Below are 24,590 nucleotides of genomic sequence, written 5' to 3' on the forward strand. Positions count from 1 at the left end.
GTGTCGCGGGGCCCCGGTCGTTGCTGGAGGATCAGGCCAGGGGAAGGTCCGGGATCCGGGTGGCACGGGCGTACACCGTCTCGCCCTCGGTCAGGTGCAGCGCCGCGGCATCACCGCGGGTGACCTGGGCGGCGAACTGGTCACCGGTCGCGGCATTGCGCAGTTCCAGGCGCACCTCGAAACCGAGGCGCACGATCCGCTCCACCGTGGCCCTGGTGACGCCCGCCGATTCGGCGGTGCCCTCGTGTTCGGCCATCGCCATGCTCGGATCGCGCCCGACGCGGATGTCGTGCGGGCGGACCAGGTGGCCGTTGAGCCGGGCGACCGCGCCGAGGAACGACATCACGAACTCGTTGGCGGGCCGGTCGTAGACCTCCTCGGGCGAACCGACCTGCTCGATGCGGCCCTTGTTCATCACCGCGATCCGGTCGGCCACATCGAGGGCCTCCTCCTGGTCGTGGGTGACCAGGACGGTGGTCACGTGGACCTCGTCGTGCAGCCTGCGCAGCCACTGCCGCAGATCGGTGCGCACCTTCGCGTCGAGCGCGCCGAACGGCTCGTCCAGGAGCAGCACCTGCGGGTCGACGGCCAGTGCGCGGGCCAGTGCCATGCGCTGACGCTGACCGCCGGAGAGCTGCGCGGGATAGCGGTGCTGGAAACCGTCGAGTCCGACGATGCCGAGCAGCTCGTCGACGCGCTTGTCGATCTCCTTCTTCGGCCGCTTGCGGATGGTCAGGCCGAAGGCGACGTTGTCGCGCACGGTCATGTGCTTGAACGCGGCGTAGTGCTGGAACACGAAGCCGATATCGCGCTTCTGCGGCGCCACGTGGGTGACGTCGTTGCCCGCGATCACCACCACGCCCGAGTCGAGGGACTCGAGGCCGGCGATCGAGCGCAGCAGCGTCGACTTGCCCGAGCCCGACGGGCCGAGCAGGGCGGTGAGCTGGCCTGCGGGGATATCGATGCTGACATCGTCGAGGGCGGCGAAGGAACCGTAGTTCTTGCGCGCGTTGGTCACGGTGATCATTCGGTGCCCCGCTTGCGTTCGAGGAGAGTCATCAGGAGAAGGACGATCAGCGCCATACCCATGAGCAGGGTGGCCGCGCTGTAGGCGCCGAAGGTGTTGTGGTCGTTGATATAGCGCCCGTGCACCAGCAGGGTGAGTGTCTGGGACTTGCCGGGAAGCGCCGTGGAGACCATGATCACCGCGCCGAATTCGCCCAGCGCGCGGGCCACGGTGAGCACGACGCCGTAGGTCAGGCCCCAGCGGATGGCGGGCAGGGTGATGCGCCAGAACGTCTGCCAGCGCGAGGCGCCGAGGGTGGCCGCGGCCTGCTCCTGATCGTCACCGATCTCGTGCAGCACCGGCTCCACCTCACGCACCACGAACGGCAGCGTGACGAAGATGGTCGCGATCACCATGCCGGGCAGGCTGAAGATCACCTTGAATCCGAGTGATTCCAGCCCGCCGAACCAGCCGCCCGCGCCCCACAGCAGGATCAGTGACACACCGACGACCACCGGCGACACCGCGAACGGCAGGTCGACGATGCCCTGCATCAGACTGCGGCCCGGGAACTTGCTCCGGACCAGCGCCAGCGCCGTGACCACACCGAACACCACGTTCAGCGGCACCACGATGACCACGATGATCATCGACAGCTGGAACGCCGAGATGGCCGCGGGCGTGGTGATCGACTCGATGAACGCGCCGATCCCCCGCTCGAACGTGCGCAGCAAAATGATCACCAACGGCAGCACCAGCAGGATCAGCAGGTAGCCCAGCGCGACCGTGCGCAGCGAGATCCTGGTGAACGCGGACAGTTTCATCGGGCCGCCTCTTCTTTGCGCGAGGTGCGTTCGGCCAGGATCCGCAGCACGAGCAGGCTGACGAACGAGATCACCAGCAGCGCCACCGACACCGCGGCCGCGTTGACCGGCCGGTCGACCTCGATCTGCTGCTGGATGTACTGCGAGGTCATCTGCGTCTCGCGCGGGATATTGCCGCCGATCAGCACCACCGACCCGTACTCACCGATCGCCCTGGCGAAGGCGAGGCCGCCGCCGGAGATGATCGCCGGCGCCAGGGTGGGTAGCACGATGCGCCGGAAGGTGATCCAGTTGCTCGCGCCGAGTGACAGCGACGCCTGCTCCACTTCCTTGTCGACCTCGATCAGCACCGGCTGCACCGAGCGCACCACGAACGGCAGCGTGACGAAGGCCAGCGCCACCACCAGACCGGGCTGGGTGGCGTTGAGGTGGATGTCGACCGGGCTGTTCGGGCCGTAGAGCGAGAGCAACACGATCGAGGCGACGATCGTGGGCAGCGCGAACGGAAGGTCGATCAGCGCGTTGACGATGCCCTTGCCCGGGAACTCGTCACGAACCAGCACCCAGGCGATCAGCGTGCCCATCACGACATTGATCACGGCGACGATCACCGAGACGCCGATCGTCACCTTCAGCGAGTCGAGCGCCGAGGGCGCGGTGACCGCGTCCCAGAAGCCGGACCAGCCGTCTTCGAAGGAGCTGACGGTGAGCGCCGCCAGCGGCAGCAGCACGATGAGGCTGAGCCACAGCACGGCGACACCGATGCCGAACGGGCCCACCGACCCGGTGACGCGCAGCCAGGCCCAGCGAGGTCCGCGCGAGGTCGGCGGCTTTTTGTCCAGTTTCACGGCGCCGCCGGGATCGGAGGTATCCCCGGTCCCGGCGGGCCCACTGCTGTCAGTCACAGTTGTCCAGTATCGCGTGTGAGCCGGGTCACGGCCTACTTGGTGGCCTTGTCGTAGATGACGGCGACCTTGCCGGTGCCCTGCGCGAACAGATCCTTGTCGACGGCCTTCCAGCCACCGAGGTCATCGATGGTCCACAGCTTGGCCGGGGTCGGGAAGTCCTTGGCGAACTCGGACGCGACCTTCGGGTCGACCGGACGGAAGCCGGCCTTCGCCCATGCCTTCTGGCCCTCGGCGGTGAACAGGAAGTCGCGGAACGCGGTGGCCTTGGCCAGGTTCTTCGAGTTCTTCAGCACCGCGACCGGGTTCTCGATCTTGAAGGTGGTGGGCGGGTTGATGTGCTCGATCGGGTCGCCGTTGCGCTCGGAGAAGATGGCCTCGTTCTCGTAGCTCAACAGCACGTCGCCGGTGCCCTGCAGGAAGGTCTCGGTGGCTTCACGGCCCGACTTGGGCTGCACCTTCACGTGCTCGGGCGAGACCAGCTGCGACAGGTAGTCCAGACCGGCCTGCTGGTTCTTGCCGCCGTCGCTCTTGGCGGCGTAGGGCGCGAGCAGGTTCCACTTGGCCGAGCCCGAGCTGAACGGGTTCGGGGTGACGACCTCGACACCCGGCTTCAGCAGGTCGTCCCAGTCCTTGATGCCCTTGGGGTTGCCCTTGCGGACCACCAGGGTGACGACCGAACCGAAGGGGATGCCCTTGGTGGCGTCGGCGTTCCAGGTGGACTCGACCAGACCGGCGTCGACCAGGCGGGTGATGTCGGGTTCGACGGAGAAGTTCACGACGTCGGCCTCTGCGCCGTCCTTGACCTTGCGCGACTGGTCGCCCGAGGCGCCGTACGAGGCCTGGACCTGCACACCCTTGCCCGCGTCGGTCTTGTTGAACTCGGGCACGACCTTGTCGAAGCCCGGCTTCGGGACCGCGTAGGCGTAGAGGTTGAGGGTGCCCCCGCTGCCGTCGGCCACGGTAGCGCCGCCGTCGGTCGAGTCGCTGGCGCCACCGCCGCAGGCGGTCAGGGCGACCGCGGCGACAGCAGTGAGAGCGATGGCGGCGGCGCGACGGCGCGAGCCGATCCAGGTGTTGCGAGACATCGGGGTGTACCTTTCGGGAAAGGACCTGCGGCGCAACGATTTTCGTGGCGGCAGGGAAGATCGTGTCGATCGGTAGACCTGTCGTACGTGGATATACGACAGTTGGCGCGACTCGGGCCCAACGGCCCCCGGAGTGACGGACTACGACTGCGAAAGGAAAGCGCGCGCCAGTCTACTGGGCAAGAACGCGCAGCCGGGTCCGGTGGCCGATCATCGACAGAGAATGTCTGCGACCGCGAGGTTGCCGACAGCGATCAACGCCAACTCATGGCGGATCTGCGGGGCGACACTCGACGACACAGGCAGACTGTAGCAGATTGCGCCATGATGATCGCAATCGACGAGAGTTCTCTAACCAGGGGGGATTTCATCCTATGACCATGGCTCCAGACCGGGTTCGCACGCGTTTTCCGGAGATCAGCACGCGCACTTGGGAACACCCGGCCGACCGCACCGCACTCGTGGCGCTGCGCTCGCTGAGCGGCTTCGACACCGTGCTGCGGGCGCTGTCGGGATTGTTGCGGGAGCGCCAGCACCGGTTGATGTACCTGGCGACCGCCGTGCGGGTCGACGATCGGCAGTTCCGCACCCTGCACCAGTTGCGCGCGGACTGCGTCGGCGTGCTCGACGCGCAATCCACACCGGAGATGTTCGTGCTCCAGGACCCCTCGGTGAACGCGTTCACCATCGGGATGGACAAGCCGTTCATCGTGCTCACCACCGGCCTGCTCGAACTGATGGACACCGAAGAACTGCGGTTCGTGGTCGGCCACGAACTCGGCCACGCACTGTCCGGGCACGCGGTGTATCGCACGATGCTCATGCACCTGATGCGGCTGTCGGCCTCGGTCGGCTGGATGCCGGTGGGCGGCTGGGCGTTGCGCGCGATCGTGGCAGCGCTGATGGAGTGGAGCCGCAAGTCGGAGCTGTCCGGCGACCGGGCGGGGCTGCTGTGCTGCCAGGACGTGGAGGCTTCGGTACGCGTGCACATGAAGACCGCGGGCGGTGCGTGGCTGCACGAGATGAACCACGGCGCGTTCCTCGACCAGGCCGATGACTACCTGCGCTCGGGCGACCTGCGCGACGGCGTGCTCAAGCTGCTCAACCTGGAACTGCAGTCGCATCCGTTCTCGGTGCTGCGCGCGGCCGAGCTGCGCCGCTGGATCCAGTCCGGCGAGTACGAGCGGGTGCTCGGCGGCAGCTATCCGCGTCGCGAGCAGGACAAGAACGCGCGGATCAGCGAGGAGGTCAAGGAGGCGACCCGGCACTACCGCGAGTCGTTCGACCAGTCCGAGGACCTGCTGGTCCGCACGGTGCGCGACCTCGGCCGCGACGTGGGCTCGGCGGTGAACACGGTGGGTCAGGAAGTCGGCCGCACGGTATCCGACCTGGGCAAACGTTTCGACGACTGGCGCAAGAACTAGCCGCAGTGTCGGCGCGGGCTGGTGCTCGCGCCGACTAGCGCGTGAAGAACCACGCGATGACGACCAGGACCAGTAGGGCGATGAGCGCGAGCTGGACGCGAGAACGTGGCATCAGCGGGCACCGCTGCCGACGGTCGGGCGTTCGGCGAGGGTGACCGGCATCGGTGGTTCGGTGCGATCGTCGCGGCGCAGCAGGCGGAAGGCCATACGCAGGCTTCGGTCGAGCAGGAAGGCGATGGCGAAGCTGATCGGGACCATGCCGACCAGCACCACGAGAAACTGCGGAATGAAGGGCAGCCCGGCTACCCAGAGTTCGAACCCGTCCCACCAACCTGCGATGCGTTGCACGCCGTCCAGCCTAGTCGGTCGCCGTGAACGCCCTCGCCGTCCGCATGGCCGCGGGCGAATTCCCGGCCGCGACCGGCCGATACGCCGAGATCGCCGCCCCCAGCGGTGGACGCGCGCCCACACCGCCGTGATGATGGGGTATGGAGTCTTCCAGCGCTGACAGCCTGCCGATTCTGAGTCCGGTGTCCTCCAGCGGCCGTCGCGGCGCGTTTCCCCCGATCGACGACTATGCCTTCCTGTCCGACTGTGAAACCAGCTGCCTGATCGCCAGCAGCGGTTCGGTGGAGTGGATGTGCGTGCCACGCCCGGACTCCCCCAGCATTTTCGGCGCGATCCTCGACCGTAGCGCCGGGCATTTCCGGATCGGCCCCTACGGAACGAACGTGCCCGCGGCGCGGCGCTACCTGCCGGGCGGGATGATCCTGGAAACCACCTGGCAGACCGAAACCGGCTGGCTGATCGTGCGCGACACCCTGGTACTCGGCCCGTGGCACAACAACAACGCCCGGTCCAAGACCCACCGGCGCACCCCGATGGACTGGGACGCCGAACACATCCTGCTGCGCACGGTCAAGTGTGTGAGCGGCACCGTCGAACTCGAAATGAGCTGCCAGCCCTCGTTCGACTATCACCAGCGCGGAGCCAAATGGGAGTACACCGGCAAGGTCTACGAGCAGGCGACCGCGCGGGCGTCGAGCGATCCCGACAGTGGGCCGTCGCTGATTCTCACCACCGATCTGCGCCTCGGCCTGGAGGGTAGGGAGGCACGCGCCCGCACCAGGATGGCCGAGGGCGACCAGGTGTTCGTCGCGCTCACCTGGTCGGAGCTACCCGCGCCCGCCACCTACGACGAGGCCGCGCAGAAGATGTGGGCGACCACCGAGTGCTGGCGGCGCTGGATCACCCAGGGTGATTTCCCCGACCATCCGTGGCGCAGCTACCTGCAGCGCAGCGCACTCACGCTCAAGGGGCTCACCTACGCGCCGACGGGTGCACTCCTCGCCGCCGCCACCACCTCGCTTCCGGAAACCCCTGGCGGAGAACGTAACTGGGACTACCGCTACACCTGGGTGCGCGACGCGAGTTTCGCGCTGTGGGGCCTGTACACCCTCGGACTCGACCGCGAGGCCAACGACTTCTTCGCCTTCCTCGACGATGTCACCACCGGCGAGAACGGGGACGCGGTCCCCCTGCAGGTGCTCTACGGAATCGGCGGCGAACGGCAGATCACCGAATACGAGCTGCCGAATCTGTCCGGCTACGACGGCGCGCGCCCGGTCCGCGTCGGCAACGCCGCCTACGACCAGGACCAGCACGACATCTGGGGCACCATGCTCGACGCGGTGTACCTGCATGTGAAATCGCGCGGGCAGGTGCCGGAATCGCTGTGGCCGCTGCTCGAACGCACCGTGCACGCGGCGATCGCGAACTGGCGCAAACCCGATCGCGGGATCTGGGAGGTCCGCGGCGAACCGCAGGACTTCACCTCGTCGAAGGTGATGTGCTGGGTGGCACTGGATCGCGGCGCCCGGCTGGCGGAGTTGCACGGCCAGCACGAGCGCGCGGCCGAGTGGTTCGAGATCGCCGAGGAGATCCGCGACGACGTCCTCGAATTCGGTGTCAGCCCGGAGGGCATCTTCACCCAGACCTATGGTGGCAACACGCTCGACGCCTCGCTGCTGCTGGTGGTGCTGACCCGATTCCTGCCGCCCGACGATCCGCGCATCCGCGCGACGGTGCTCGCCGTCGCCGACCGCCTCACCGTCAACGGACTGGTGCTGCGCTACCGCACCGAGACCACCGACGACGGCCTGGAAGGCGAGGAGGGCACCTTCACGATCTGTTCGTTCTGGCTGGTCTCGGCGCTGGTCGAGATCGGCGAACTCGAACGGGCCACCAATCTGTGTGAGCGGCTGCTCGGACTGGCCAGCCCGCTGCGCCTCTACGCCGAGGAGATCGACTCACGCACCGGGCGGCACCTGGGCAACTTCCCGCAGGCCTTCACCCACTTGGCGCTGATCAACGCCGTGACCCACGTGATCCGGGCCGAGGACCAGCGCAACGCGGGTCAGTTCCAGCCCGCGCACTCACCTTCGCACCGATCATGAGACCGGGGCGGCCGGCGCCTTCGCCCGGTGCCGGACACAGTGTTTCGCCCCACCGGGCGCCCGCTCAGTAGGCGAGGCGTTCGGCGCGGGCGCGTAGCCCCGCCACCGTGCGCAGGCCCGCGTCGATCTCGGTGATACGCAGTTCCCGATGGTCGCCGTAGCGCAGGCCTGTCTCCTCGGCGGCGCGCAGGGCCTCGTCGGCGGTACGGCCCACTTCGGCGGCGATCTCGGTGTAGTGGTCGCGCAGCACACGTTGCAGGGAGCGAAGGCGGTTGCGCGATTCCTTGCCCACCTGGAAGATCACGTCGTCGGCCAGCCGGGCGACGGCCACTTTGGCCTCTGCCTGCCTGCGATGCTTGCGGTTCTTGCGGTCGTCCCACAGCGCGTTCACACCGAGCAGCACACCCGCGCCGGCGGAATACCAGTTCACCAGCGACATCCCGAGCAGGCTGGTGGCCAGACCGACCATCAGGATGCCGCCGTAGGAGCCACGCAGCGCGGTGAGCAGCTGCTGTCCCACTCCGGCTTTGGCACTTTCGAGGGGTTCCAGCGGCTGCACCGGCTCGAGAACCTCGCCGGGGTTGGTCAGCCGCAGTTCGGGCAGCGGCGGGGTTCGGTTGTCGGGCGGGAACTTCGAGGCCACCTGCTCGGTGAGCTCGACGGCACGGTAGTGCGCCATCACGAAGTTCTCCTCGACCGCCTCACAGATCCGCGCGTCCAGTTCGGAGGCGAAATCGGACCACTTGCGGGCAGGGTCGGTGCGGGTGATCTCGGCCTCCGCCTCGCGGACCAGCGTGCGCAACCGGTGCCGCAGGTCGTGTTCGATGTCGGCGCTGAGCTCGGAGCTGCCGTCGACGAGGGTGACCTGCCAGGTGGCGGTGCGCTGTCGCAGCTGATCGGCGGTGGTGCGCGCGGCGGCGAGGCGCTGGGTGATCTCGGCGCGCCTGCGCGGGTCGCGCAGTGTGTCCGACTCGGCCCGCAGGGTGACGGTGAGCTGATCGGTGATCAGCGCGATATCGCGCACCGCGGCCGCCACGGCCACCGAATCAGCCTGGGCGACAACATATTCCCGCAGGTGATCGATGAGCTGGGGCACGCCCGACTCGGCATCACGCTGCTGGTCGCCGCGCTCGGCGGCCTCTCGGTGCAGCAGACCCGAGACGGGAGCCACCGCGAAGTTCAGCCCGGCACCGTCGAGCAGCGCGCGATTGCGTCGCTGGGTGAGCGACCAGTGCGGGTTGCGGTCGATCTTGGTGAGTACGCAGACCACCGACGGGCACACCTGCTCGACCCGGCGCAGATAGTCCAGCTGCGCCTCGGTGAGCTCGGCGGCGGAGTCGGCGGCGTAGAGCACGACATCGGCGGCGGCGATCATCGACCAGGCGGCCGCCTCGTGCGCGGTCGAGCCGGGCGCGTCCATCACGACGAGCCCGTCGGCCAGCAGCCCACTCGGCTCGGCGAACTCGGCGCGCAACACACCGAGCGAGGTCAGGGCGGGAAGCGGATTCAGCGGATCGACGGGCACCCGTTCGACCCGGCCACCCGGCGCCGACTTCACCAGCGTCGCCTTCGGCGCCTGGCCGTATTCGACGATCACCGGAACGCTCGGCTTGCCCTCGGTGGCACTGACCGGCGACCCGACCATGCTGTTGACCAGCGTGCTCATCCCCGCCTGCGGTTCGCCGACGACGACGATCCGGACCCGCGGATCGCTGAGCCTGGCCCGCACCATGCCCAGCCGGGCATCGAGGTCGTTGCGGCCGCCCGAGCGGACCAGTTCCCGCAGTTCGTCGACCAGCGCGACAACGGGAGCCATCACATCCGGATGCTTCACCGTCGCGGTCTGCAGTCCGGCTGCGGCAGACACCTGTTCCTCACTCTCGTCGCATCGACACGGCCGAAATCGTCGTGTCAGACCACGAAGTCATACCCGTGGTGCTCGATGGGAAACGCGGCTGCGTGCAAATCACCGCCACCCAAGCCCGTATCGAACAATCCGGCCGAGACGCCATGGTAACCGCTGTCGTGCTGGTCGAACTCGGCGGCGATCGGCTTGGTCTCGATGACCGGGGGTTTTACCGGCGCGACGGTCGGCTGCACGGTGACCGGCGGCGGGGTGACCACCGTCGGCGGGTCGATGTCGACGGTGGGCTGCTTGGTCGGCGGATCGATGGTCGGCTGCTTGGTCGGCGCCGTCGGCTGCTGGGTGGGCACCGTCGCACTGGTGTGCGGGGTGGTCTGGCTGGGCACATCGACGGTCGGCGTACTCCCACCGGTCGAGGGAGTCGTCACGCCGCCGGTGCTGGTCCCCGGCTTGGTGGTGAGGTCGTCGTCGGGAGTGGTCGGCATGGTCGGAACGGTCGAGCCGGTGTGGCCGGTCGGCGGCACGGTGATCGGCACCTTGGTGACGTCGGGCGCGGTCGGCGCCGTGACCGTGGGCACCTTCACCGTCGTCGGGGTGTCGAGGTCGACCGTCGGGACCTTGGAGGGAACCGTCACCGGCACGGTCGTCGGGGTGTGGCCGCCACCGGAGACTTCGGGGGGCAGCACAACGGGTTTCGTCGGGGTGGGTGGGGTGAACAGCGCGGGCACCGAGGCCGCGGGCGCGGTCAGCGGCGACACGGCTTGGTGACCGAACACATTCGCGATCGGGGTGGAGGCCGCGTCGGGCTGGATGGTGGTCTGCAACGGCGTGCTGACCACGGGGTTGACCGCCACCGGCGCGGGCGCTGCGGGGGCGACAGGCACGGGCGCGGGAGCGATCGGGGCCGGCGCGTGCGCGGGAGCCGCGGCGAACGGTGTCGCCGGGGCGGGTGCGGGAGCCGCGATGGCCGGCGCGGGTGCCGCGAGCGCCGGGGCGGGCGCAGCGGGTGCCGTCGTGCCGGGCAGGCCGATGCCCGACGAGGACGAACCGGGCAGGCCGGGAGCGCCCGACGACGAGTTGCCCAGACCGGTTCCGCCGGACGCGGAAGTGCCGAGGCCGGATCCGGCCGGCGTGGTGCCTGCCGTGTCGCCGGGGACCTTCAGTCCGTCACCGAGCCACTGGCCGTAGTCGTCGAGCTGATCGCCGACCTGGCCGACCTGCACGTCGACCTTCATCTGCGACGTGGCCCACACGCCGTCGAGCCCGACGTGGACGTCGACCTGCCAGTCGGTGGTCACCATCGCGCCGACACCGTCGAACATGCCACCGATACCGTCGAATGCGCCGTCGAGGTTGCCGATCCCGTCGAACATGCCGCCGGGCGCGTTGGCACCGGCCGAACCGCCACCGGGCAACCCGACGCTGTCGTAGCCGGGGAGTCCGAACCCGTTGCCGGGCAGACCGTCATAGCCCGGAATGCCGATACCGCCGCCGGGCAGACCGTCGAAACCGGGCAGACCGTGGCCGGTGCCGGGTAGCTCGAAACCGGGAAGGTTGCCGTGGCCCGGAAGACCTTCGAAACCGGGCAGATCGAAGCCGGGGTCCGGGGTGGTGCCGGGCAGCGGGTTCGGGGTGTCGTGGTACCCCGGTCCGGCGGGCGTGTGCCCGTAGCCCGGTATGCCGATACCGCTGGACGGCTCGTCGCCGCCGGGGATCCGGAATTCACGATCACCGTCGGAGCCGGGAACCTCTGGGCGCCGGGGGGATTCGTCCGTCGCCGCGACCATCGACACGTCGGGCTTGGGCGGCGCGGCGAATGCCGTGTGCGGAATCACCGGGGCAGGCGGGGGCTCGACGGCCAGGTCGGGGAAGGTCACGATCGGACTCGGTGCGTCCGGGCTCGGATCGGTGGAAACGGTCTGCTGCGACCAGCCCGCGTACCTGCTGTCGGCATTGCTGGTGCCCGGCTCGCGCGTGGTCCCGTTGGCCGCGACCAACGCGCCACCGGTGACATAGGCGCCGGCCCTGGCCACCCGGGCTACGCCGTTGGCGATCCGGTAGGCCGTGTCCGACCCCTCCGACCCCTCTGCGCGCGCGGCACCGTCATCGAAAGGCAGATCACGCGTCATCAAAGCTCCAACACTCGCATCGCTGTGGTTCCCCACCACAAACAGCGGCGAAGTGAGGCCCATCCAACACTATTTCCCGGACATCGGCCTGTCATTTCGTGCAGGCCGGTTGGTACCCCGCTCACCTTATGGCGAGCAACATCTTTCGGCGAGCCCGGGGAATCAGGGGCGCGCACGATCCCAAGAGAACTCTAACGAATGCTCAACGGAGCGCGAAGATCGGAACCCTAGCGTCGGTGCGGTCCACCGAGAAGGTCGGTGAAACGCACAGTCAGGAGCCCGATCATGACCGCACTCTCCACCCGTCACCGCGTCAAGGCCGCCGCACTACTCGGCGGTGCCGCCGTGATCACCGCCACTGCGGCGGGCGTCGCATCCGCCGATCCGGGCGAGCGCCCCGACGACGGCCGGGCAACCACGATCATCTGCACCGCGCCGGGCGGCGGGGACGCCCCCGGTCTCCCCCCGCTGCCCGCCGAGCCCGGAGTCCGTTTCGAACGCGTCGTTCCCGGTGTGCCCGGCCAGGAACCCGGCCGGATCCACATCGAGCGCGCGGCCCCGGGCACCCCCGCACCGTCGATGGACGGTCCCGTGGAATGTCAGCGGATCCACCCCGATGGCGAGCGCGCCATCGTCCCTGCGCGACCGTTCTGACCAGCGTAAACAGCGGAAAACACTAGGGTGAGTGCATGACGGGACAGCAGATCTTGGTCGTCGACGACGAGGTCCGCGTGCTCGCGTCGCTGCGGCGCGGCCTGGAGCTCTCGGGCTTCGAGGTGATCACCGCGCCCGACGGCGCCCGCGCACTCTCCCTGGTGGGAACCGCCGCACCCGACGCCATGGTGCTCGACGTGAACATGCCCGAGCTCGACGGCGTGGGGGTGGTCACCGCCCTGCGCGCGATGGGCAACGACATCCCCATCTGTGTACTCAGCGCGCGCAGCGCGGTCACCGACCGGATCGCCGCGCTCGAGCGTGGTGCCGACGACTATCTGACCAAGCCGTTCGATCTGGGCGAGCTGGTCGCGCGGCTGCGCGCGCTGTTGCGACGCAGACCGGTCACCGCCGCCTCGCCGGCCGACACGATCCAGGTCGGCGAGGTGATGATCGATCTGACCGGGCATCGGGTGCACGCGGGGCCGGCCCTGGTCGACCTCACCAAACGGGAGTTCGAGCTGCTCGCGATGCTGGCGCGCAATGCCGGGATCGTGCTCGGGCGCGAACAGATCCTGTCGACCGTCTGGGGGTACGACTTCAGCACCGACACCAATGTGGTCGATGTGTTCGTCTCGTATCTGCGGCGCAAACTGGAGGCCGAGGGTGTCGCGCGGGTGGTGCACACCGTGCGCGGGGTCGGGTTCGTGCTGCGGGATCAGCCGTGAGGGCCTCGTGGTCGTTGCGGGTCCGGGTCGCGTTGGTGTCGGCGGCGGTGGCCGCGCTGGTCGCGGTCACGCTCGGGCTGACCTATGCCGCGCTGCTGAAGGTGACGGGGACGAGCCAGCTCGATCAGACCGTGTCGAGCATGCGGGTACAGATCGCGCAGCGCTACGACGGCGTGCCCGGGGAACCACCCGAACTTCAGGCTCCCTCGGCCCCGGTTCCGTTGCCCACCACCGGGATAGCGCGTGAGCGCACCATCGTGGTCCCCGGCACCCCACCCGATGAGGCGCTCGCCCAGGTCCAGGGCGCCCCGGGGTTGCTGGTGCGGCTCGATCCCGATCGCGAACTCGTCGACGCCGCCATCACCCGCAGCCAGCTGATCGGCCTCGGCATCGGGGTGGCCGGGGTGATCGTCGCCGCCGTATTGGGTTGGGTGCTGGCCGGATTCGCCGCACGCCCGCTGCGCAGACTCGCCACCGCCACCCACGAGATCGACACACTCGACGAGTTGCCACCACTGTCGGGGCGCGGCGCCAAGGAGGCCGAGGAACTCTCCGACGCGATCAACCGGATGCTGGCACGCCTCGAGACCGCACACGGCGAGACCCGCCGGGCACTGGCCAGTGCCCGCGACTTCGCTGCCGTCTGCGCCCACGAGCTCCGCACTCCGCTCACCGCCATGCGCACCGACCTGCAGGTGCTGTCCGGCACCGAACTGCCCGCCGACCAGCGCGGCGCCGTCCTCGCCGATGTGCTGGCCGCCGAGGGTCAGATCGAGCGCACCCTCACCGATCTGGAACGCCTCGCCGTCGGCGATCTCACCGATCACGGTGCGTTCGAACCGTTCGAACTGTGCGAGACCCTCGACCGCGCGGTGCAGAACGCTCGCCGCGCGAATCCCGGCGTCGACATCTCGCTCACCGCCTGCGATCCGGTCCCAGTACACGGACTGCCCGGCGGGATCATGCTGATCGTGACCAACGCGGTCGCCAACGCGGTCCTGCACGGCCGGGCCACCGAGGTCGCCGTCGCCGCACGGTCCACCGGCAACGGCGCCGAGATCACCATCGACGACAACGGCACGGGCATACCGGAACACCTGTCCCCCAACGCTTTCGACCGCTTCGCCAAACGCCCCGGCTCTCCCGGCTCGGGTCTCGGCCTCGCACTGGTCCGCCAGCAGGCCGAGTTGCATTCCGGTACCGCCGAACTCGCCCACAGCCCGCTCGGCGGCGTGCGCCTGCGGGTGGAAATAGCTCAGGCGCCGGTGAGCACCGGCGCCTGAGCGGTCGTTCTGGGAGCTTGCCTACTTCTTGGGCTTGTCCGAATCCGAGGACAGCGCCGCCACGAAGGCTTCCTGAGGGACCTCCACGCGACCGATGGTCTTCATGCGCTTCTTGCCCTCCTTCTGCTTCTCGAGGAGCTTGCGCTTGCGGCTGATGTCGCCGCCGTAGCACTTGGCGAGGACGTCTTTGCGGATCGCCCGAATGTTCTCGCGGGCAATGATCTTCGCGCCGATCGCGGCCTGGATCGGCACCTCGAACTGCTGACGCGGGATCAGTTCGCGCAGCTTGGTCGTCATCTTGTGCCCGTAGCCCTGCGCGGCATCGCGGTGCACGATCGCGCTGAACGCGTCGACGGCCTCACCCTGGAGCAGGATGTCGACCTTCACCAGATCGGCTTCCTGCTCGCCCGCCTCTTCGTAGTCGAGGCTGGCGTAGCCGCGAGTGCGCGACTTCAGCAGGTCGAAGAAGTCGAAGATGATCTCGGCCATCGGCATGGTGTAGCGCAGCTCGACGCGGGTCTCGGACAGGTAGTCCATGCCGCCCAGTTCGCCGCGACGCTGCTGGCACAGCTCCATGATCGAGCCGATGAACTCACTCGGCGAGATGACGGTGCACTTCACGATGGGTTCGTACACGTGCCGCGACTTGCCCTCCGGCCAGTACGACGGGTTGGTGACAACGTGTTCGGTGCCGTCCTCCATCTCCACCCGGTACACCACGTTGGGCGCGGTGGAGATGAGCTCGAGACCGAACTCGCGCTGCAACCGCTCGCGGGTGATCTCCATGTGCAGCAGACCGAGGAAGCCACAGCGGAAGCCGAAGCCCAGCGCCACCGAGGTCTCCGGCTCGTAGGTGAGCGCGGCATCGTTGAGCTGCAGCTTGTCCAGCGCGTCACGCAGATCCGGATAGTCGGAGCCGTCGACCGGGTACAGACCGGAGTAGACCATCGGGCGCGGCTCGCGGTAGCCGGTGAGCGCTTCGGTGGCGCCGTTGCGGGCGCTGGTGACGGTATCGCCGACCTTCGACTGGCGCACGTCCTTCACGCCGGTGATCAGGTAACCGACCTCGCCGACGCCGAGTCCCTGGGTGGGCTTGGGTTCGGGTGAGACGATGCCGACTTCCAGCAGTTCGTGGGTCGCGCCGGTCGACATCATCTTGATCTTCTCGCGTGGGGAGATCTTGCCGTCGACCACGCGGATGTAGGTGACCACACCCCGGTAGGTGTCGTAGACCGAGTCGAAGATCATCGCGCGGGCCGGTGCGTCGGCGTCGCCCACCGGAGCGGGGACGGCCTCGATCACCTTGTCCAGCAGTTCGGTCACGCCGACGCCGGTCTTGCCCGAGACCCGCAGCACGTCGCCTGGCTCGCAGCCGACGATGTGGGCCAGCTCGGCGGCGTAGCGATCGGGATCCGCGGCGGGCAGGTCGATCTTGTTGAGCACCGGAATGATCGTGAGATCCTTCTCCAGCGCCAGATACAGGTTCGCGAGAGTCTGCGCCTCGATGCCCTGGGCGGCGTCGACCAGCAGGATCGCGCCCTCACAGGCCTCGAGCGCGCGCGAGACCTCGTAGGTGAAGTCGACGTGGCCCGGGGTGTCGATCAGGTGCAGGACGTAGTCGGTGCCGTCGACCTGCCACGGCAACCGCACGTTCTGCGCCTTGATCGTGATGCCGCGCTCACGCTCGATGTCCATCCTGTCCAGGTACTGGGCACGCATGGCCCGCTCCTCGACCACACCGGTCAGCTGCAACATCCGATCGGCCAGGGTCGACTTGCCATGGTCGATGTGGGCGATGATGCAGAAGTTCCGGATCCGGGACGGATCGGTGAACGTCGTATCGGCAAAACTGGAAGCCACTCCACTCCTCGCGGGGTATAGGCGAACTGCGCCCATCGTCCCATGCGCCCAGCTACTCCACTCGCACCGGTGCACCCGACCGCGTCATTCCTGCGAGCCCGGGCCCTGTCACCGGTGCACCGAAGTGCGAGTCGGCGTTATATTTCACAGATGGCCAGCAGTTGGAACAGTCTCGGCAAGCAGCTCGGCGTCATCACCAAGGAGCAGGGGCCCAAAATCGTGCGCAAGCAGGGGCCACGACTGCTCGAGAAGCTGGTGGACGCACTGGCGACCAAGCAGGGACCCGCCGTCGCGGTGCGCCCGACGGCCTCGACCCCCGTGCCGACGGCGCATCGCGCCCGCCAGATCGTCTACTGCCCGCAGCTCGACGGGCGCGCCGACCCCGGGGAGATCGTGTGGACCTGGGTGCCGTTCGAGGAAGACCCGACCAATGGCAAGGACCGGCCCGTACTGGTGGTCGGGCGCGACCGCAAGACTCTGCTCGGACTGATGCTGTCGTCGAAGGCCGACCGCGCCCACGACCACAACTGGGTGGGCATCGGCACCGGCCCATGGGATCACGACGGCAGGCCGAGCTGGGTACGGCTGGACCGGGTACTCGACGTGCCGGAGGACGGCATCCGGCGCGAGGGCGCGATCGTCGAGCGCAAGACCTTCGATCTGGTCGCGCACCGGTTGGTAGCCGAATACAGCTGGAGCTGAACGACAATCGAACCCCGACCCGGAGACATCCGGATCGGGGTTCAACGGTTCGTAGCTAGGAGTGCACGTCCTTGGACCGGCCGAAGATCAGGCCGTAGAGCAGTGCGCCCAGCGCCCCGCCGATCAGCGGGAACACGATGAACGCCCATATCTGCCCCATCGCCCCGTCCTGATACGGCGCGACGCCCAGGCTGCGCGCCGGGTTCACCGAGGTGTTGTCGATCGGCAGCGAGACCAGGTAGATCACCGTGAGCGTGACGCCGATCGAGAGCCCGGCCAGTGGCACGTCGGAGATCTGGTCGGTCGAGGCCAGCACCACGAACACCAGCAGCGCGGTGAGCATCACCTCGATGATGATGGTGGCCGCCAAGCCGTACCCGTTCTGCACCACCACATCACCGAGCGGACCGGTCACCGCCGACGGGCTGTGCGCACCCCAGCCGTTGGCGCCGAGACCGTCGACCGGCCGGTCGTAGGCGGGCAGATTGTTGGCCAACGCGAACACCACCAGTCCGGCGAGGAACGCGCCGACCACCTGGGCGATCACATAGCCGACCGCGCCGATCGCACTGATCCGCCCGAGCAACATGTGCCCGAGCGTGACAGCCGGGTTGACATGGCAGCCCGAGATCGGCCCGATCGCGTAGACCAGGAACAGCAGCGACAGTCCGAAGGCGAAGGCGACACCGAGCGGGCCCACCCGATCACCCGCCAGCACCATCGTGCCGACGCCACAGACCACGAGGACGAAGGTGCCGAGCGCCTCGGCCACCCACTTCTTCGGCTCCGGGACGACTTCGATTTCGACGAGTTCCTGTGCAGTGGGAGACATCGGCCGCCACCTCTCCGGGAGGAATAAACCCCGCGGCGAGCGGGGTCCGCACGAGCCTCTCGGACACTACGCGAGCCGGGTGACCTCCACAACGACCTCCAGGTCTGTCGAGCCGCCGCCGGAGAACACGCCTTTCAACGGCGGCACATCGGCGTAGTCACGACCGACGCCGACCGACACGTGCTGCTCGTTGACGGCGAGATTGTTGGTCGGGTCGTAGCCCCACCACTGCCCGGTCCACGCCTCGATCCACGCGTGCGACTGGCCCGCCACCGTTTCGCCGATCGCCGCACCCGGCTTCGGATGCAGGTACCCGGACACGTAGCGACTGGGAATTCCCATGCTGCGCAACAACACCAGCGTCAGGTGGGCGTAGTCCTGGCACACGCCGCGACGTTCGGCGAAGGCCTGCAGCGCCGAGGTGTGCACCGAGGTCGTGCCCGCGATGTAGTCCATCTCCTTGTGCACCCACTCGGCCGCGCGCACCACCGCCTTGGCCGGCTCCTCACCGCGCGAGAGCTGACGCGCCACCGTCGACAGTTTGCGATCGCGCGGCACATAGGCGGTGGGACTGAGCATTTCGTCGAACCGGTCGACGACCCGCCCGCCCTGCAGTTCGTCCCAGCTCAGTTCCTCGGTGGGTTCGGCGAACGGTTCGGTCTCGACCACCGAGGACCCGGTCACCTCGAGTTCGGTGTGCGGTGCGTGCAGGTCGAAGGCCGTGACGGCGGTGCCCCAGTAGTCGGTGTAGCGATAAGCCCTGGTGGCGGGCACGGTTTCGACGCGATTGAGGATCACGTTCTGCCTGCTGTCGGCGCGCGGGGTGAGCCTGGCCTCGTTGAACGACCGCGTCACGGGCGCGTCGTAGACATAACCGGTGGTGTGCACCACCCTGATCCGCCAACTCATAGCTCTCCCTCTACCTGCACGCGGCTGTCCTGCTTGCTGCGCACGTCGGTCCACGCCACCCACGGGGCGGCATGGAAGTACTGGCGTGACACGGCTTCACTGAGCTCACGGCACGATTTCTGCAGGGCGAGCAGGCGGCTCTGCAGATCTTCCAACAACACTCCCGGCGGCAGGAACTCGAGTTCGCTGCGCGCGCGTCCGAGCACCCGTTGCGCCTCGTGCCGCGCGCCGACGCGACTGCCCGGCCGCTGATCCAGCTCGGTCAGGCAGGCCTCGGCGACGCGCAGCGTGTGGAACACCGAACGCGGGAACAGGCGGTCGATCAGGATGAACTCGGCGACTCTGGCCGCGTCGAGGGCGCCGCGATGGGTGCGCAGGTAGGTGTCGTGCGCGCCCGCCGAGCGCAGCACCGTCACCCAGGCGGGCGAGGAGGTCTTGTCACCGGCGCGCGAGAGCAGCAGGCGCACCATCATGTCCACGCGTTCGATGGAACGCCCGAGCAGCAGGAAGCGGTAGCCGTCGTCACGACTCAGGGTCGAGTCGGTCAGTCCGGTGAACATCGCCGCCCTGCCCTTGATGTAGGAGAAGAACTCGTGCGGACCGAGGCCACGCGCCGCCCGCTCCGCCGCGGCCATGCCGTTGTAGGTGGCATTGAGGCACTCCCACATCTCACTCGAGGTGACTTCGCGTGCGCCGCGGGCGTTCTCGCGGGCTTTGGTGATGGAGTCACTGATCGAGACGCCGTGGTCGTGGCTGTAGGCGACGAGATCGGTGACCGACCACACGTCGAGGCGAAGGCCCTCGGGTGGTTCGATCCCGAGCACCTTCAGCAGCACGCGAGACGTGCGGTCCGCGTCGACAGTGGCGTCTTCGAGCAGTTGGTGCACCGCCACGTCCAGGATGCGCGCTGTGTCGTCGGCGCGCTCGACGTATCGGCCGATCCAGTAGAGGGATTCGGCGTTTCGAGCAAGCATGTCTCTATTCCCCGATCAACCGCTGTGTCTGCTGTTGTTGCTGCTGTTGCTGATTGGCCTGCGGGGTGCTGAGTTCGCGACCCAGCTCGAACGAATCCGCTTGCGGCGGTTCGCTGACGAGCTCGGGTCCGGCCAGTTCCCGGTCTTCGGTCCCCGAGCGCCCGGCCAGCACCCAGGTGTCCTTGCTGCCGCCGCCCTGACTCGAGTTCACCACCAGTGAGCCCTCCGGCAGCGCGACCCGGGTGAGACCGCCGGGCAGCACCCAGATGTCGTCCCCGTCGTTGACCGCGAACGGGCGCAGGTCCACGTGCCGGGGGGCGAGATCGTCACCGATCTTGGTCGGCACCGTCGAGAGCTGCACCACCGGCTGGGCGATCCAGCCACGCGGGTCGGCCTTGATCTTGCGCTTGATCGTCTCCAGCTCGCGCGGCGAGGCGTCGGGCCCGATCACGATGCCGTAGCCACCGGAACCCTCGACCGGCTTGACCACCAGTTCGCCGACCCGGTCGAGCACCTCCTCGCGTTCGTCGTCCAGCCAGCAGCGGAAGGTGTCGACATTGGGCAGGATCGGCTTCTCGCCGAGGTAGTACTCGATGATCTTGGGCACGTAGGTGTAGATGAGCTTGTCGTCGCCGACACCGTTGCCCACCGCGCTCGAGATCACCACATTGCCCGCGCGGGCGGCGTTGAGCACGCCGGCGACGCCGAGCACGGAATCGGGGCGGAAGTGCATCGGATCGAGGAAGGTGTCGTCGATGCGCCGGTAGATCACGTCGACCTGACGCTCCCCCGCCGTCGTGCGCATGTAGACGACATTGTCGCGGCAGAACAGGTCGCGCCCCTCCACCAGCTCCACACCCATCTGCCGGGCCAGCAGCGAATGCTCGAAGTAGGCGGAGTTGTGCACGCCCGGCGTGAGCACCACCACGGTCGGGTCGACCTCGTTGGGCGCCGCGGAGGCCCGCAGCGCGCGCAGCAGGTGGCCCGGATAGTCGCCCACCGCGCGCACCCGATGCGAGGAGAACAGATCGGGGAAGACCCGGGCCATCGTGCGCCGGTTCTCCATCACATAGGACACCCCCGACGGCGAGCGCAGATTGTCCTCCAGCACCCGGAAGTCGCCCTTTTCGTCGCGGACCAGGTCGATGCCCGAGACGTGGATGCGCACGCCGTTGGGCGGGACCAGCCCGGCGGCCTCGCGGTGGAAGTGCTCGCACGAGGTGACCAGACGCTTCGGGATCACCTGATCACGCAGGATGTTCTGCTCGCCGTAGACGTCGGCCAGGAACAGTTCCATCGCGGTGACCCGCTGTTTGATGCCGCGTTCGAGCTTGGCCCACTCCGCGGCGGCGATCACCCGCGGCACCAGATCCAGCGGGAACGGGCGCTCCTGGCCCGACAGCGAGAAGGTGATGCCCTGGTCGATGAACGCACGGTCCAGCGCGTCCGATCGTTTGGCCAGGTCATCGACATCATTGGCGGCCATCGCGGCGTGGATGCCCTTGTAGGGCGCCCGTACCTTCCCCGATGCGTCGAACATCTCGTCGAACGCGTCGGCGAAGCGGCCGGGGCCATATCCCTCGAACAATCCGGTGTGGGTGGCTGCCGGATGGCCGTTCGTTCTCACCATCGCCGGTGATGCAGATCGAGCCGTACTCGGCGCAGTGGTGGAGGTCATGACAAAAACTGTGCATCACCCGGCGGCAGGGTCGTGTGTGACACAGGTAAATTCTTTGCATCACCTGAAACGGGTGAAATCGGCGCCCGCTCGCCCGGCCGAGTGGATCGAGGGCCGATTTCGCCGGGGGATGCCGAGCTGGTAACCTCGATCTTCGGCGCGGTGTTACCCGTAGTTCAGCACCATCTGCTGCATCGTGGGCGCGCGCCCGACGAGCTTTCAAGGAATACCACCCAGCGACAGGAAACCAGAGGATACAGGCGTGGCCAACATCAAGTCCCAGATGAAGCGGATCCGTACCAACGAGGAAGCGCGCAAGCGCAACCAGTCGGTCAAGTCCGCGCTGCGCACCGCGATCCGCAACTTCCGTGAAGCTGCCTCCAGCGGTGACAAGGAAAAGGCTGCTGAGCAGCTGCAGTTCGCGAGCCGCAAGCTCGACAAGGCCGCGTCCAAGGGCGTCATCCACGCCAACCAGGCGGCCAACAAGAAGTCCGCGCTCGCGCTGGCTCTGAACAAGATCTGATCGACGGCGAGCCTGGTGCTCGCTGGCAATACTTCGCAAGACGCAGCCGCCGTGGCCTCGATGACCACGGCGGCTTTTGTCGTTCCCTTCCACCGGCTACCATTCGCGCCATGCTGACGGTGTACGCGAATCAGACGGTGGTACGAGGCGATGACCTGGCCGAGGTGATCCGCGCGGCGGAGATCCTGGGCATCGGTCTCAAGGTCGAAAATGTGATGGTGCCCGACGAGGACGGTGGCTACGGCGCCGCGTGGATCGTCACCCGTGAGGACGAGGTTCCCCTCTACGACGAGTGGGAGGGACGCTACGACGACCTCGACGACGACGAGGATGTGGACGTCTCGCTGGTCGTCGCCGGCGAGTAGTCAGTTCACGCAGGGCACCTGACCCGAGGTGATGTCGCTGCGGACCGGCCTGCCCGCGTCGGGAGTCTGTGGCGCCGACGTGGTCGTGCTGGTCTGCCAAGCGCCCGCTGTCGACTCCGCCGACCAGGCGGCAGGCGGTTCGGTGCGTTGTCCGGTGCGCCTGGCCGTGGTGGAGGCCGGGACCGGCATACCGAAGGCCGCGGCCATCTCGCGGCGGATCGCCGACCGGTCGACGATGTTCACGTCCTGGCCGTTGATCACGTCGTAGCGCAGCACCGGCAAGGTGCGGAACTCGACCTCGGGATCGTCGGCGGCGCCCAGGGTGCGGACGAATTCGGTCATGTTCCAGCCGTCCGACAGCACGATATTGCGATGCGCCACATCCATCAGTGCCGAGAGCTTGCGCGGGTCGGTGAGGGTGCCCGCGCTGCGAAGCTGGCGGGCCACCGAGGTCAGGAACGCCTGCTGGCGGTGGGTTCGGTCCAGATCGCCGTTCTCCAGCCCGTGCCGCTGCCGGACGAAAGCCAGCGCCTGTGCGGGATTCAGCTGCTGGCGGCCGGCGGGAAAATCGGCGCCGGAGAACTCGGAGTCCTGGACCGGCTTGTTCAAACACACTTCCACGCCGCCCAGCGCGGCGGCCAGCTCGTAGAAGCCCGCCAGGGTCACCTCGGCGAACCTGTCGATCGGCACGCCTGTCAGATCCCGGACCGCGGCCACGGTAGCGGCCCGCCCCGCCTCCCTGCCCGCCTGTTCCAGCTTCCGCTGATCGGTGATGCCCTGCGCGATCAGCCGGTCCTGCACGGCCGCCTTCTTCAACCCGTACGCCTCCTTGATCTTGGCGTGGGTGTAGCCCGGGATCCCGGTGACCGGCACATAGTCGTCGCGCGGTATCGACACCGCGACGATCTTGTCCATCGACGCCGGAATATGCACCAGGATCAGGGTATTGGCGTTGTATCCGCCTTCGTCACCGTCGCCGGCGTGCAGTTGCTCGAGGACCTCGGCCGGTAGCTCGTTGCCGTTCTGATCGCGGCGGGTATCCAACCCGATCAGCAGGATGTTGAGATCGCCCCCGAGTGAGTGCGGGGCGTCGTCACCGATCGCCCGCGACCGCAGGAACCCCGCATCGAAACTCCCCGCCGTCGACCACCCATATGCCGTGACCACCACCACCGTGGCCGACAACACCGCCGCGACCACCTGCACCACCCGCCGAGCTACCCGCCCCGCCGATCCCCGACCGCGTCGACCGCGCCCGCCTCGTCCATCCCGGCTACCACTCGGCTCAACCATCTCATGATCAACTGTGCCAGCCGCGAGAGCGACCGGACATCGCGATTGGATCCCGATTGGATGGCGGTGCGGCGCGCCTGCTCAGCCGCGCTGGTCAGCCGGTGGCGCGGAGGTCGAGGATGCGGGCGAGGGCGTGTTCCACCGCGTAGGTGGCGTCGGCGGCGCCGCCTTTGACGTCGGCATTGAGGGTGGCTACCACCTGTAGGGCGGTGCCGATGGTGGTGGGGTTCCAGCCGCGGGCTTGGGCTTGGGCTTTCTTGATCTTCCAGGGGGGCATACCCAGCTTCTGGGCGAGGGCGAACGGGTCGCCGCGGCCTGCCGAGCCGACTTTGGCGATGGTGTGGACCGAGTCGGCGAGCGCGTCGGCGAGCAAAACGTGGGGAACGCCGCGGTCGGTGGCCCAGCGCAGGGCTTCCATCGCGCCGGGACGGTCGCCGGCGACCGCGAGGTCGGCGACGTCGAAGCCGGTGACCTCGGCCCGGCCGGAGTAGTAGCGGCGGACCGCGTTCGCGTCGACCTTGCCACCGGTATCGGACACCAATTGTGAACAGGCGGCGGCCAATTCACGCAGCTCCGAACCGACCGATTCGAGCAAGGCTTGCACGACTTCGGTCGAGACCTTGACCCCGAGGGCCCGGAACTCGCCTCGCACGAACTCCACGCGCTCGGCGCCCTTGTTGAGTTTGGTGCACTCGTGGACCGTCGCGCCCTTCTTCTGCAGTGCGGGTGCCAGCGCTTTGGCCCGTCCGCCGCCCGAGTGCAGAACCATGAGCACCACACCGTCGGGCGGATCGGCCGCAGCCTCGGTGATCACCGCGACCGCGTCCTTGCCCGCTTCCGCTGCCGACTCGAGCACGATCACCCGGTCTTCGGCGAACAGCGAGGGGCTGAGCAACTCGGCCAGTTCCGCCGTGCTGGCGTCACCGGCGCGCAATCGGTCGACGGGTACCGAATCCGGATCGGGCGCACAGGCCCGCACCTGCGCGGTCACCATCGCAACCGCACGTTCGACCAGCAGTTCCTCGTCGCCGAGGACCAGATGCACCGAGGCAGGGCGTTCGCTCACCAGGCGATCCTACGTACGCCCACCGAC

General features: G+C 68.1%; 23 protein-coding genes. 8 read left to right on the forward strand and 15 right to left on the reverse strand.

The window, feature by feature from the left end:
• Nucleotides 1-31: 31 nt before the first annotated feature.
• The 5 genes from ACWGCN_RS27820 to ACWGCN_RS27840 all read right to left on the reverse strand — a co-directional run bounded on the left by ACWGCN_RS27820 (nt 32) and on the right by ACWGCN_RS27840 (nt 4,123).
• Entirely contained in the window at nt 32-1,027 is a 996-nt protein-coding gene (locus ACWGCN_RS27820; protein WP_378993816.1) for a sulfate/molybdate ABC transporter ATP-binding protein, read from the reverse strand.
• Nucleotides 1,024-1,830, reverse strand: coding sequence for a sulfate ABC transporter permease subunit CysW (cysW, locus tag ACWGCN_RS27825; RefSeq protein WP_378993813.1), 807 nt, complete (start codon nt 1,828-1,830; stop codon nt 1,024-1,026). Before cysW ends, ACWGCN_RS27820 begins: the two co-directional genes overlap by 4 nt.
• Nucleotides 1,827-2,678 (reverse strand): sulfate ABC transporter permease subunit CysT, encoded by an 852-nt coding sequence (cysT, locus tag ACWGCN_RS27830; protein WP_378637744.1) that lies wholly within the window; start codon nt 2,676-2,678, stop codon nt 1,827-1,829. Before cysT ends, cysW begins: the two co-directional genes overlap by 4 nt.
• A 92-nt stretch (nt 2,679-2,770) precedes the next feature.
• Nucleotides 2,771-3,823, reverse strand: coding sequence for a sulfate ABC transporter substrate-binding protein (locus tag ACWGCN_RS27835; RefSeq protein WP_452458107.1), 1,053 nt, complete (start codon nt 3,821-3,823; stop codon nt 2,771-2,773).
• A 210-nt stretch (nt 3,824-4,033) separates the two neighbouring features.
• Nucleotides 4,034-4,123: an Ms4533A family Cys-rich leader peptide gene (locus ACWGCN_RS27840; protein ID WP_019045829.1), complete on the reverse strand. Its 90-nt coding sequence runs from the start codon at nt 4,121-4,123 to the stop codon at nt 4,034-4,036.
• Nucleotides 4,124-4,197: 74 nt separating this feature from the next.
• Here ACWGCN_RS27840 and ACWGCN_RS27845 point away from each other — a divergent pair, with 74 nt between their 5' ends.
• The gene (locus ACWGCN_RS27845; RefSeq protein WP_379315189.1) at nt 4,198-5,247 is read left to right on the forward strand and encodes a M48 family metallopeptidase; all 1,050 of its coding nucleotides are present in this window, start codon (nt 4,198-4,200) and stop codon (nt 5,245-5,247) included.
• 111 nt (nt 5,248-5,358) lie between these two features.
• On the opposite strand, the gene ACWGCN_RS27850 is transcribed toward ACWGCN_RS27845, so the two are convergent.
• Complete coding sequence (locus ACWGCN_RS27850; protein ID WP_378657211.1) at nt 5,359-5,595, reverse strand: hypothetical protein; 237 nt, start codon at nt 5,593-5,595, stop codon at nt 5,359-5,361.
• A 140-nt stretch (nt 5,596-5,735) separates the two neighbouring features.
• On the opposite strand from ACWGCN_RS27850, the gene ACWGCN_RS27855 reads away from it, so the two are divergent.
• On the forward strand, nt 5,736-7,703 hold the full coding sequence (locus tag ACWGCN_RS27855; protein ID WP_387447722.1) for a glycoside hydrolase family 15 protein: 1,968 nt from the start codon (nt 5,736-5,738) through the stop codon (nt 7,701-7,703).
• Nucleotides 7,704-7,767: 64 nt separating this feature from the next.
• On the opposite strand, the gene ACWGCN_RS27860 is transcribed toward ACWGCN_RS27855, so the two are convergent.
• Together ACWGCN_RS27860 and ACWGCN_RS27865 are read right to left on the reverse strand one after the other, a co-directional pair.
• Nucleotides 7,768-9,570, reverse strand: a complete 1,803-nt coding sequence (locus ACWGCN_RS27860) for a P-loop NTPase family protein (RefSeq protein ID WP_378993804.1) — start codon at nt 9,568-9,570, stop codon at nt 7,768-7,770.
• 44 nt (nt 9,571-9,614) lie between these two features.
• Nucleotides 9,615-11,696 (reverse strand): hypothetical protein, encoded by a 2,082-nt coding sequence (locus tag ACWGCN_RS27865; RefSeq protein WP_452458106.1) that lies wholly within the window; start codon nt 11,694-11,696, stop codon nt 9,615-9,617.
• A 285-nt stretch (nt 11,697-11,981) separates the two neighbouring features.
• On the opposite strand from ACWGCN_RS27865, the gene ACWGCN_RS27870 reads away from it, so the two are divergent.
• From ACWGCN_RS27870 to ACWGCN_RS27880, 3 genes are read left to right on the forward strand one after another with little or no spacing between them, the layout of a single operon-like run.
• A complete protein-coding gene (locus ACWGCN_RS27870; protein WP_387447720.1) occupies nt 11,982-12,350 on the forward strand; it encodes a hypothetical protein in 369 nt (122 codons plus the stop codon).
• Nucleotides 12,351-12,385: 35 nt separating this feature from the next.
• Nucleotides 12,386-13,078, forward strand: coding sequence for a response regulator transcription factor (locus ACWGCN_RS27875; protein ID WP_449969063.1), 693 nt, complete (start codon nt 12,386-12,388; stop codon nt 13,076-13,078).
• Nucleotides 13,075-14,361, forward strand: a complete 1,287-nt coding sequence (locus ACWGCN_RS27880; RefSeq protein ID WP_452458105.1) for a HAMP domain-containing sensor histidine kinase — start codon at nt 13,075-13,077, stop codon at nt 14,359-14,361. The genes ACWGCN_RS27875 and ACWGCN_RS27880 overlap by 4 nt, the downstream gene beginning before the upstream one ends.
• A 21-nt stretch (nt 14,362-14,382) precedes the next feature.
• Here ACWGCN_RS27880 and lepA read toward each other — a convergent pair whose 3' ends face one another.
• A complete protein-coding gene (gene lepA / locus ACWGCN_RS27885) occupies nt 14,383-16,257 on the reverse strand; it encodes a translation elongation factor 4 (protein WP_378993794.1) in 1,875 nt (624 codons plus the stop codon).
• Between the two features lie 114 nt (nt 16,258-16,371).
• Here lepA and ACWGCN_RS27890 point away from each other — a divergent pair, with 114 nt between their 5' ends.
• Nucleotides 16,372-16,923, forward strand: a complete 552-nt coding sequence (locus ACWGCN_RS27890) for a type II toxin-antitoxin system PemK/MazF family toxin (RefSeq protein ID WP_452458104.1) — start codon at nt 16,372-16,374, stop codon at nt 16,921-16,923.
• 55 nt (nt 16,924-16,978) lie between these two features.
• Here the strand turns inward: ACWGCN_RS27890 and ACWGCN_RS27895 are convergent, their stop codons facing one another.
• The 4 genes from ACWGCN_RS27895 to ACWGCN_RS27910 all read right to left on the reverse strand — a co-directional run bounded on the left by ACWGCN_RS27895 (nt 16,979) and on the right by ACWGCN_RS27910 (nt 21,268).
• Nucleotides 16,979-17,755 (reverse strand): aquaporin, encoded by a 777-nt coding sequence (locus tag ACWGCN_RS27895; protein WP_379314116.1) that lies wholly within the window; start codon nt 17,753-17,755, stop codon nt 16,979-16,981.
• A 66-nt stretch (nt 17,756-17,821) separates the two neighbouring features.
• Nucleotides 17,822-18,664: a transglutaminase family protein gene (locus tag ACWGCN_RS27900; protein WP_378637428.1), complete on the reverse strand. Its 843-nt coding sequence runs from the start codon at nt 18,662-18,664 to the stop codon at nt 17,822-17,824.
• Nucleotides 18,661-19,638: an alpha-E domain-containing protein gene (locus ACWGCN_RS27905; RefSeq protein WP_101463949.1), complete on the reverse strand. Its 978-nt coding sequence runs from the start codon at nt 19,636-19,638 to the stop codon at nt 18,661-18,663. Before ACWGCN_RS27905 ends, ACWGCN_RS27900 begins: the two co-directional genes overlap by 4 nt.
• A gap of 4 nt (nt 19,639-19,642) precedes the next feature.
• Nucleotides 19,643-21,268, reverse strand: a complete 1,626-nt coding sequence (locus ACWGCN_RS27910; protein WP_378994041.1) for a circularly permuted type 2 ATP-grasp protein — start codon at nt 21,266-21,268, stop codon at nt 19,643-19,645.
• 310 nt (nt 21,269-21,578) lie between these two features.
• Here ACWGCN_RS27910 and rpsT point away from each other — a divergent pair, with 310 nt between their 5' ends.
• Together rpsT and ACWGCN_RS27920 are read left to right on the forward strand one after the other, a co-directional pair.
• On the forward strand, nt 21,579-21,839 hold the full coding sequence (gene rpsT, locus ACWGCN_RS27915) for a 30S ribosomal protein S20 (RefSeq protein WP_056821462.1): 261 nt from the start codon (nt 21,579-21,581) through the stop codon (nt 21,837-21,839).
• A gap of 110 nt (nt 21,840-21,949) precedes the next feature.
• Nucleotides 21,950-22,204 (forward strand): hypothetical protein, encoded by a 255-nt coding sequence (locus ACWGCN_RS27920; protein ID WP_378637424.1) that lies wholly within the window; start codon nt 21,950-21,952, stop codon nt 22,202-22,204.
• On the opposite strand, the gene ACWGCN_RS27925 is transcribed toward ACWGCN_RS27920, so the two are convergent.
• Both ACWGCN_RS27925 and holA read right to left on the reverse strand, forming a co-directional pair.
• Nucleotides 22,205-23,413, reverse strand: a complete 1,209-nt coding sequence (locus ACWGCN_RS27925) for an LCP family protein (RefSeq protein WP_452458103.1) — start codon at nt 23,411-23,413, stop codon at nt 22,205-22,207.
• Between the two features lie 178 nt (nt 23,414-23,591).
• The gene (holA, locus tag ACWGCN_RS27930; protein WP_378993787.1) at nt 23,592-24,563 is read right to left on the reverse strand and encodes a DNA polymerase III subunit delta; all 972 of its coding nucleotides are present in this window, start codon (nt 24,561-24,563) and stop codon (nt 23,592-23,594) included.
• Between the last annotated feature and the right edge of the window lie 27 nt (nt 24,564-24,590).

Source organism: Nocardia sp. NPDC055050 (genome assembly GCF_053608345.1).

Excerpts from the sequence above, each read along its gene's own strand:
- ACWGCN_RS27870 (WP_387447720.1), top strand. The coding sequence starts at position 11,982 with ATGACCGCACTCTCCACCCGTCACCGCGTCAAGGCCGCCGCACTACTC.
- ACWGCN_RS27865 (WP_452458106.1), bottom strand. The coding sequence starts at position 11,696 with ATGACGCGTGATCTGCCTTTCGATGACGGTGCCGCGCGCGCAGAGGGG.
- ACWGCN_RS27895 (WP_379314116.1), bottom strand. The coding sequence starts at position 17,755 with ATGTCTCCCACTGCACAGGAACTCGTCGAAATCGAAGTCGTCCCGGAG.
- cysW (WP_378993813.1), bottom strand. The coding sequence starts at position 1,830 with ATGAAACTGTCCGCGTTCACCAGGATCTCGCTGCGCACGGTCGCGCTG.
- ACWGCN_RS27910 (WP_378994041.1), bottom strand. The coding sequence starts at position 21,268 with ATGGTGAGAACGAACGGCCATCCGGCAGCCACCCACACCGGATTGTTC.
- lepA (WP_378993794.1), bottom strand. The coding sequence starts at position 16,257 with ATGGGCGCAGTTCGCCTATACCCCGCGAGGAGTGGAGTGGCTTCCAGT.
- ACWGCN_RS27845 (WP_379315189.1), top strand. The coding sequence starts at position 4,198 with ATGACCATGGCTCCAGACCGGGTTCGCACGCGTTTTCCGGAGATCAGC.
- ACWGCN_RS27890 (WP_452458104.1), top strand. The coding sequence starts at position 16,372 with ATGGCCAGCAGTTGGAACAGTCTCGGCAAGCAGCTCGGCGTCATCACC.
- ACWGCN_RS27820 (WP_378993816.1), bottom strand. The coding sequence starts at position 1,027 with ATGATCACCGTGACCAACGCGCGCAAGAACTACGGTTCCTTCGCCGCC.
- ACWGCN_RS27835 (WP_452458107.1), bottom strand. The coding sequence starts at position 3,823 with ATGTCTCGCAACACCTGGATCGGCTCGCGCCGTCGCGCCGCCGCCATC.
- ACWGCN_RS27905 (WP_101463949.1), bottom strand. The coding sequence starts at position 19,638 with ATGCTTGCTCGAAACGCCGAATCCCTCTACTGGATCGGCCGATACGTC.
- ACWGCN_RS27900 (WP_378637428.1), bottom strand. The coding sequence starts at position 18,664 with ATGAGTTGGCGGATCAGGGTGGTGCACACCACCGGTTATGTCTACGAC.
- ACWGCN_RS27920 (WP_378637424.1), top strand. The coding sequence starts at position 21,950 with ATGCTGACGGTGTACGCGAATCAGACGGTGGTACGAGGCGATGACCTG.
- ACWGCN_RS27875 (WP_449969063.1), top strand. The coding sequence starts at position 12,386 with ATGACGGGACAGCAGATCTTGGTCGTCGACGACGAGGTCCGCGTGCTC.
- ACWGCN_RS27855 (WP_387447722.1), top strand. The coding sequence starts at position 5,736 with ATGGAGTCTTCCAGCGCTGACAGCCTGCCGATTCTGAGTCCGGTGTCC.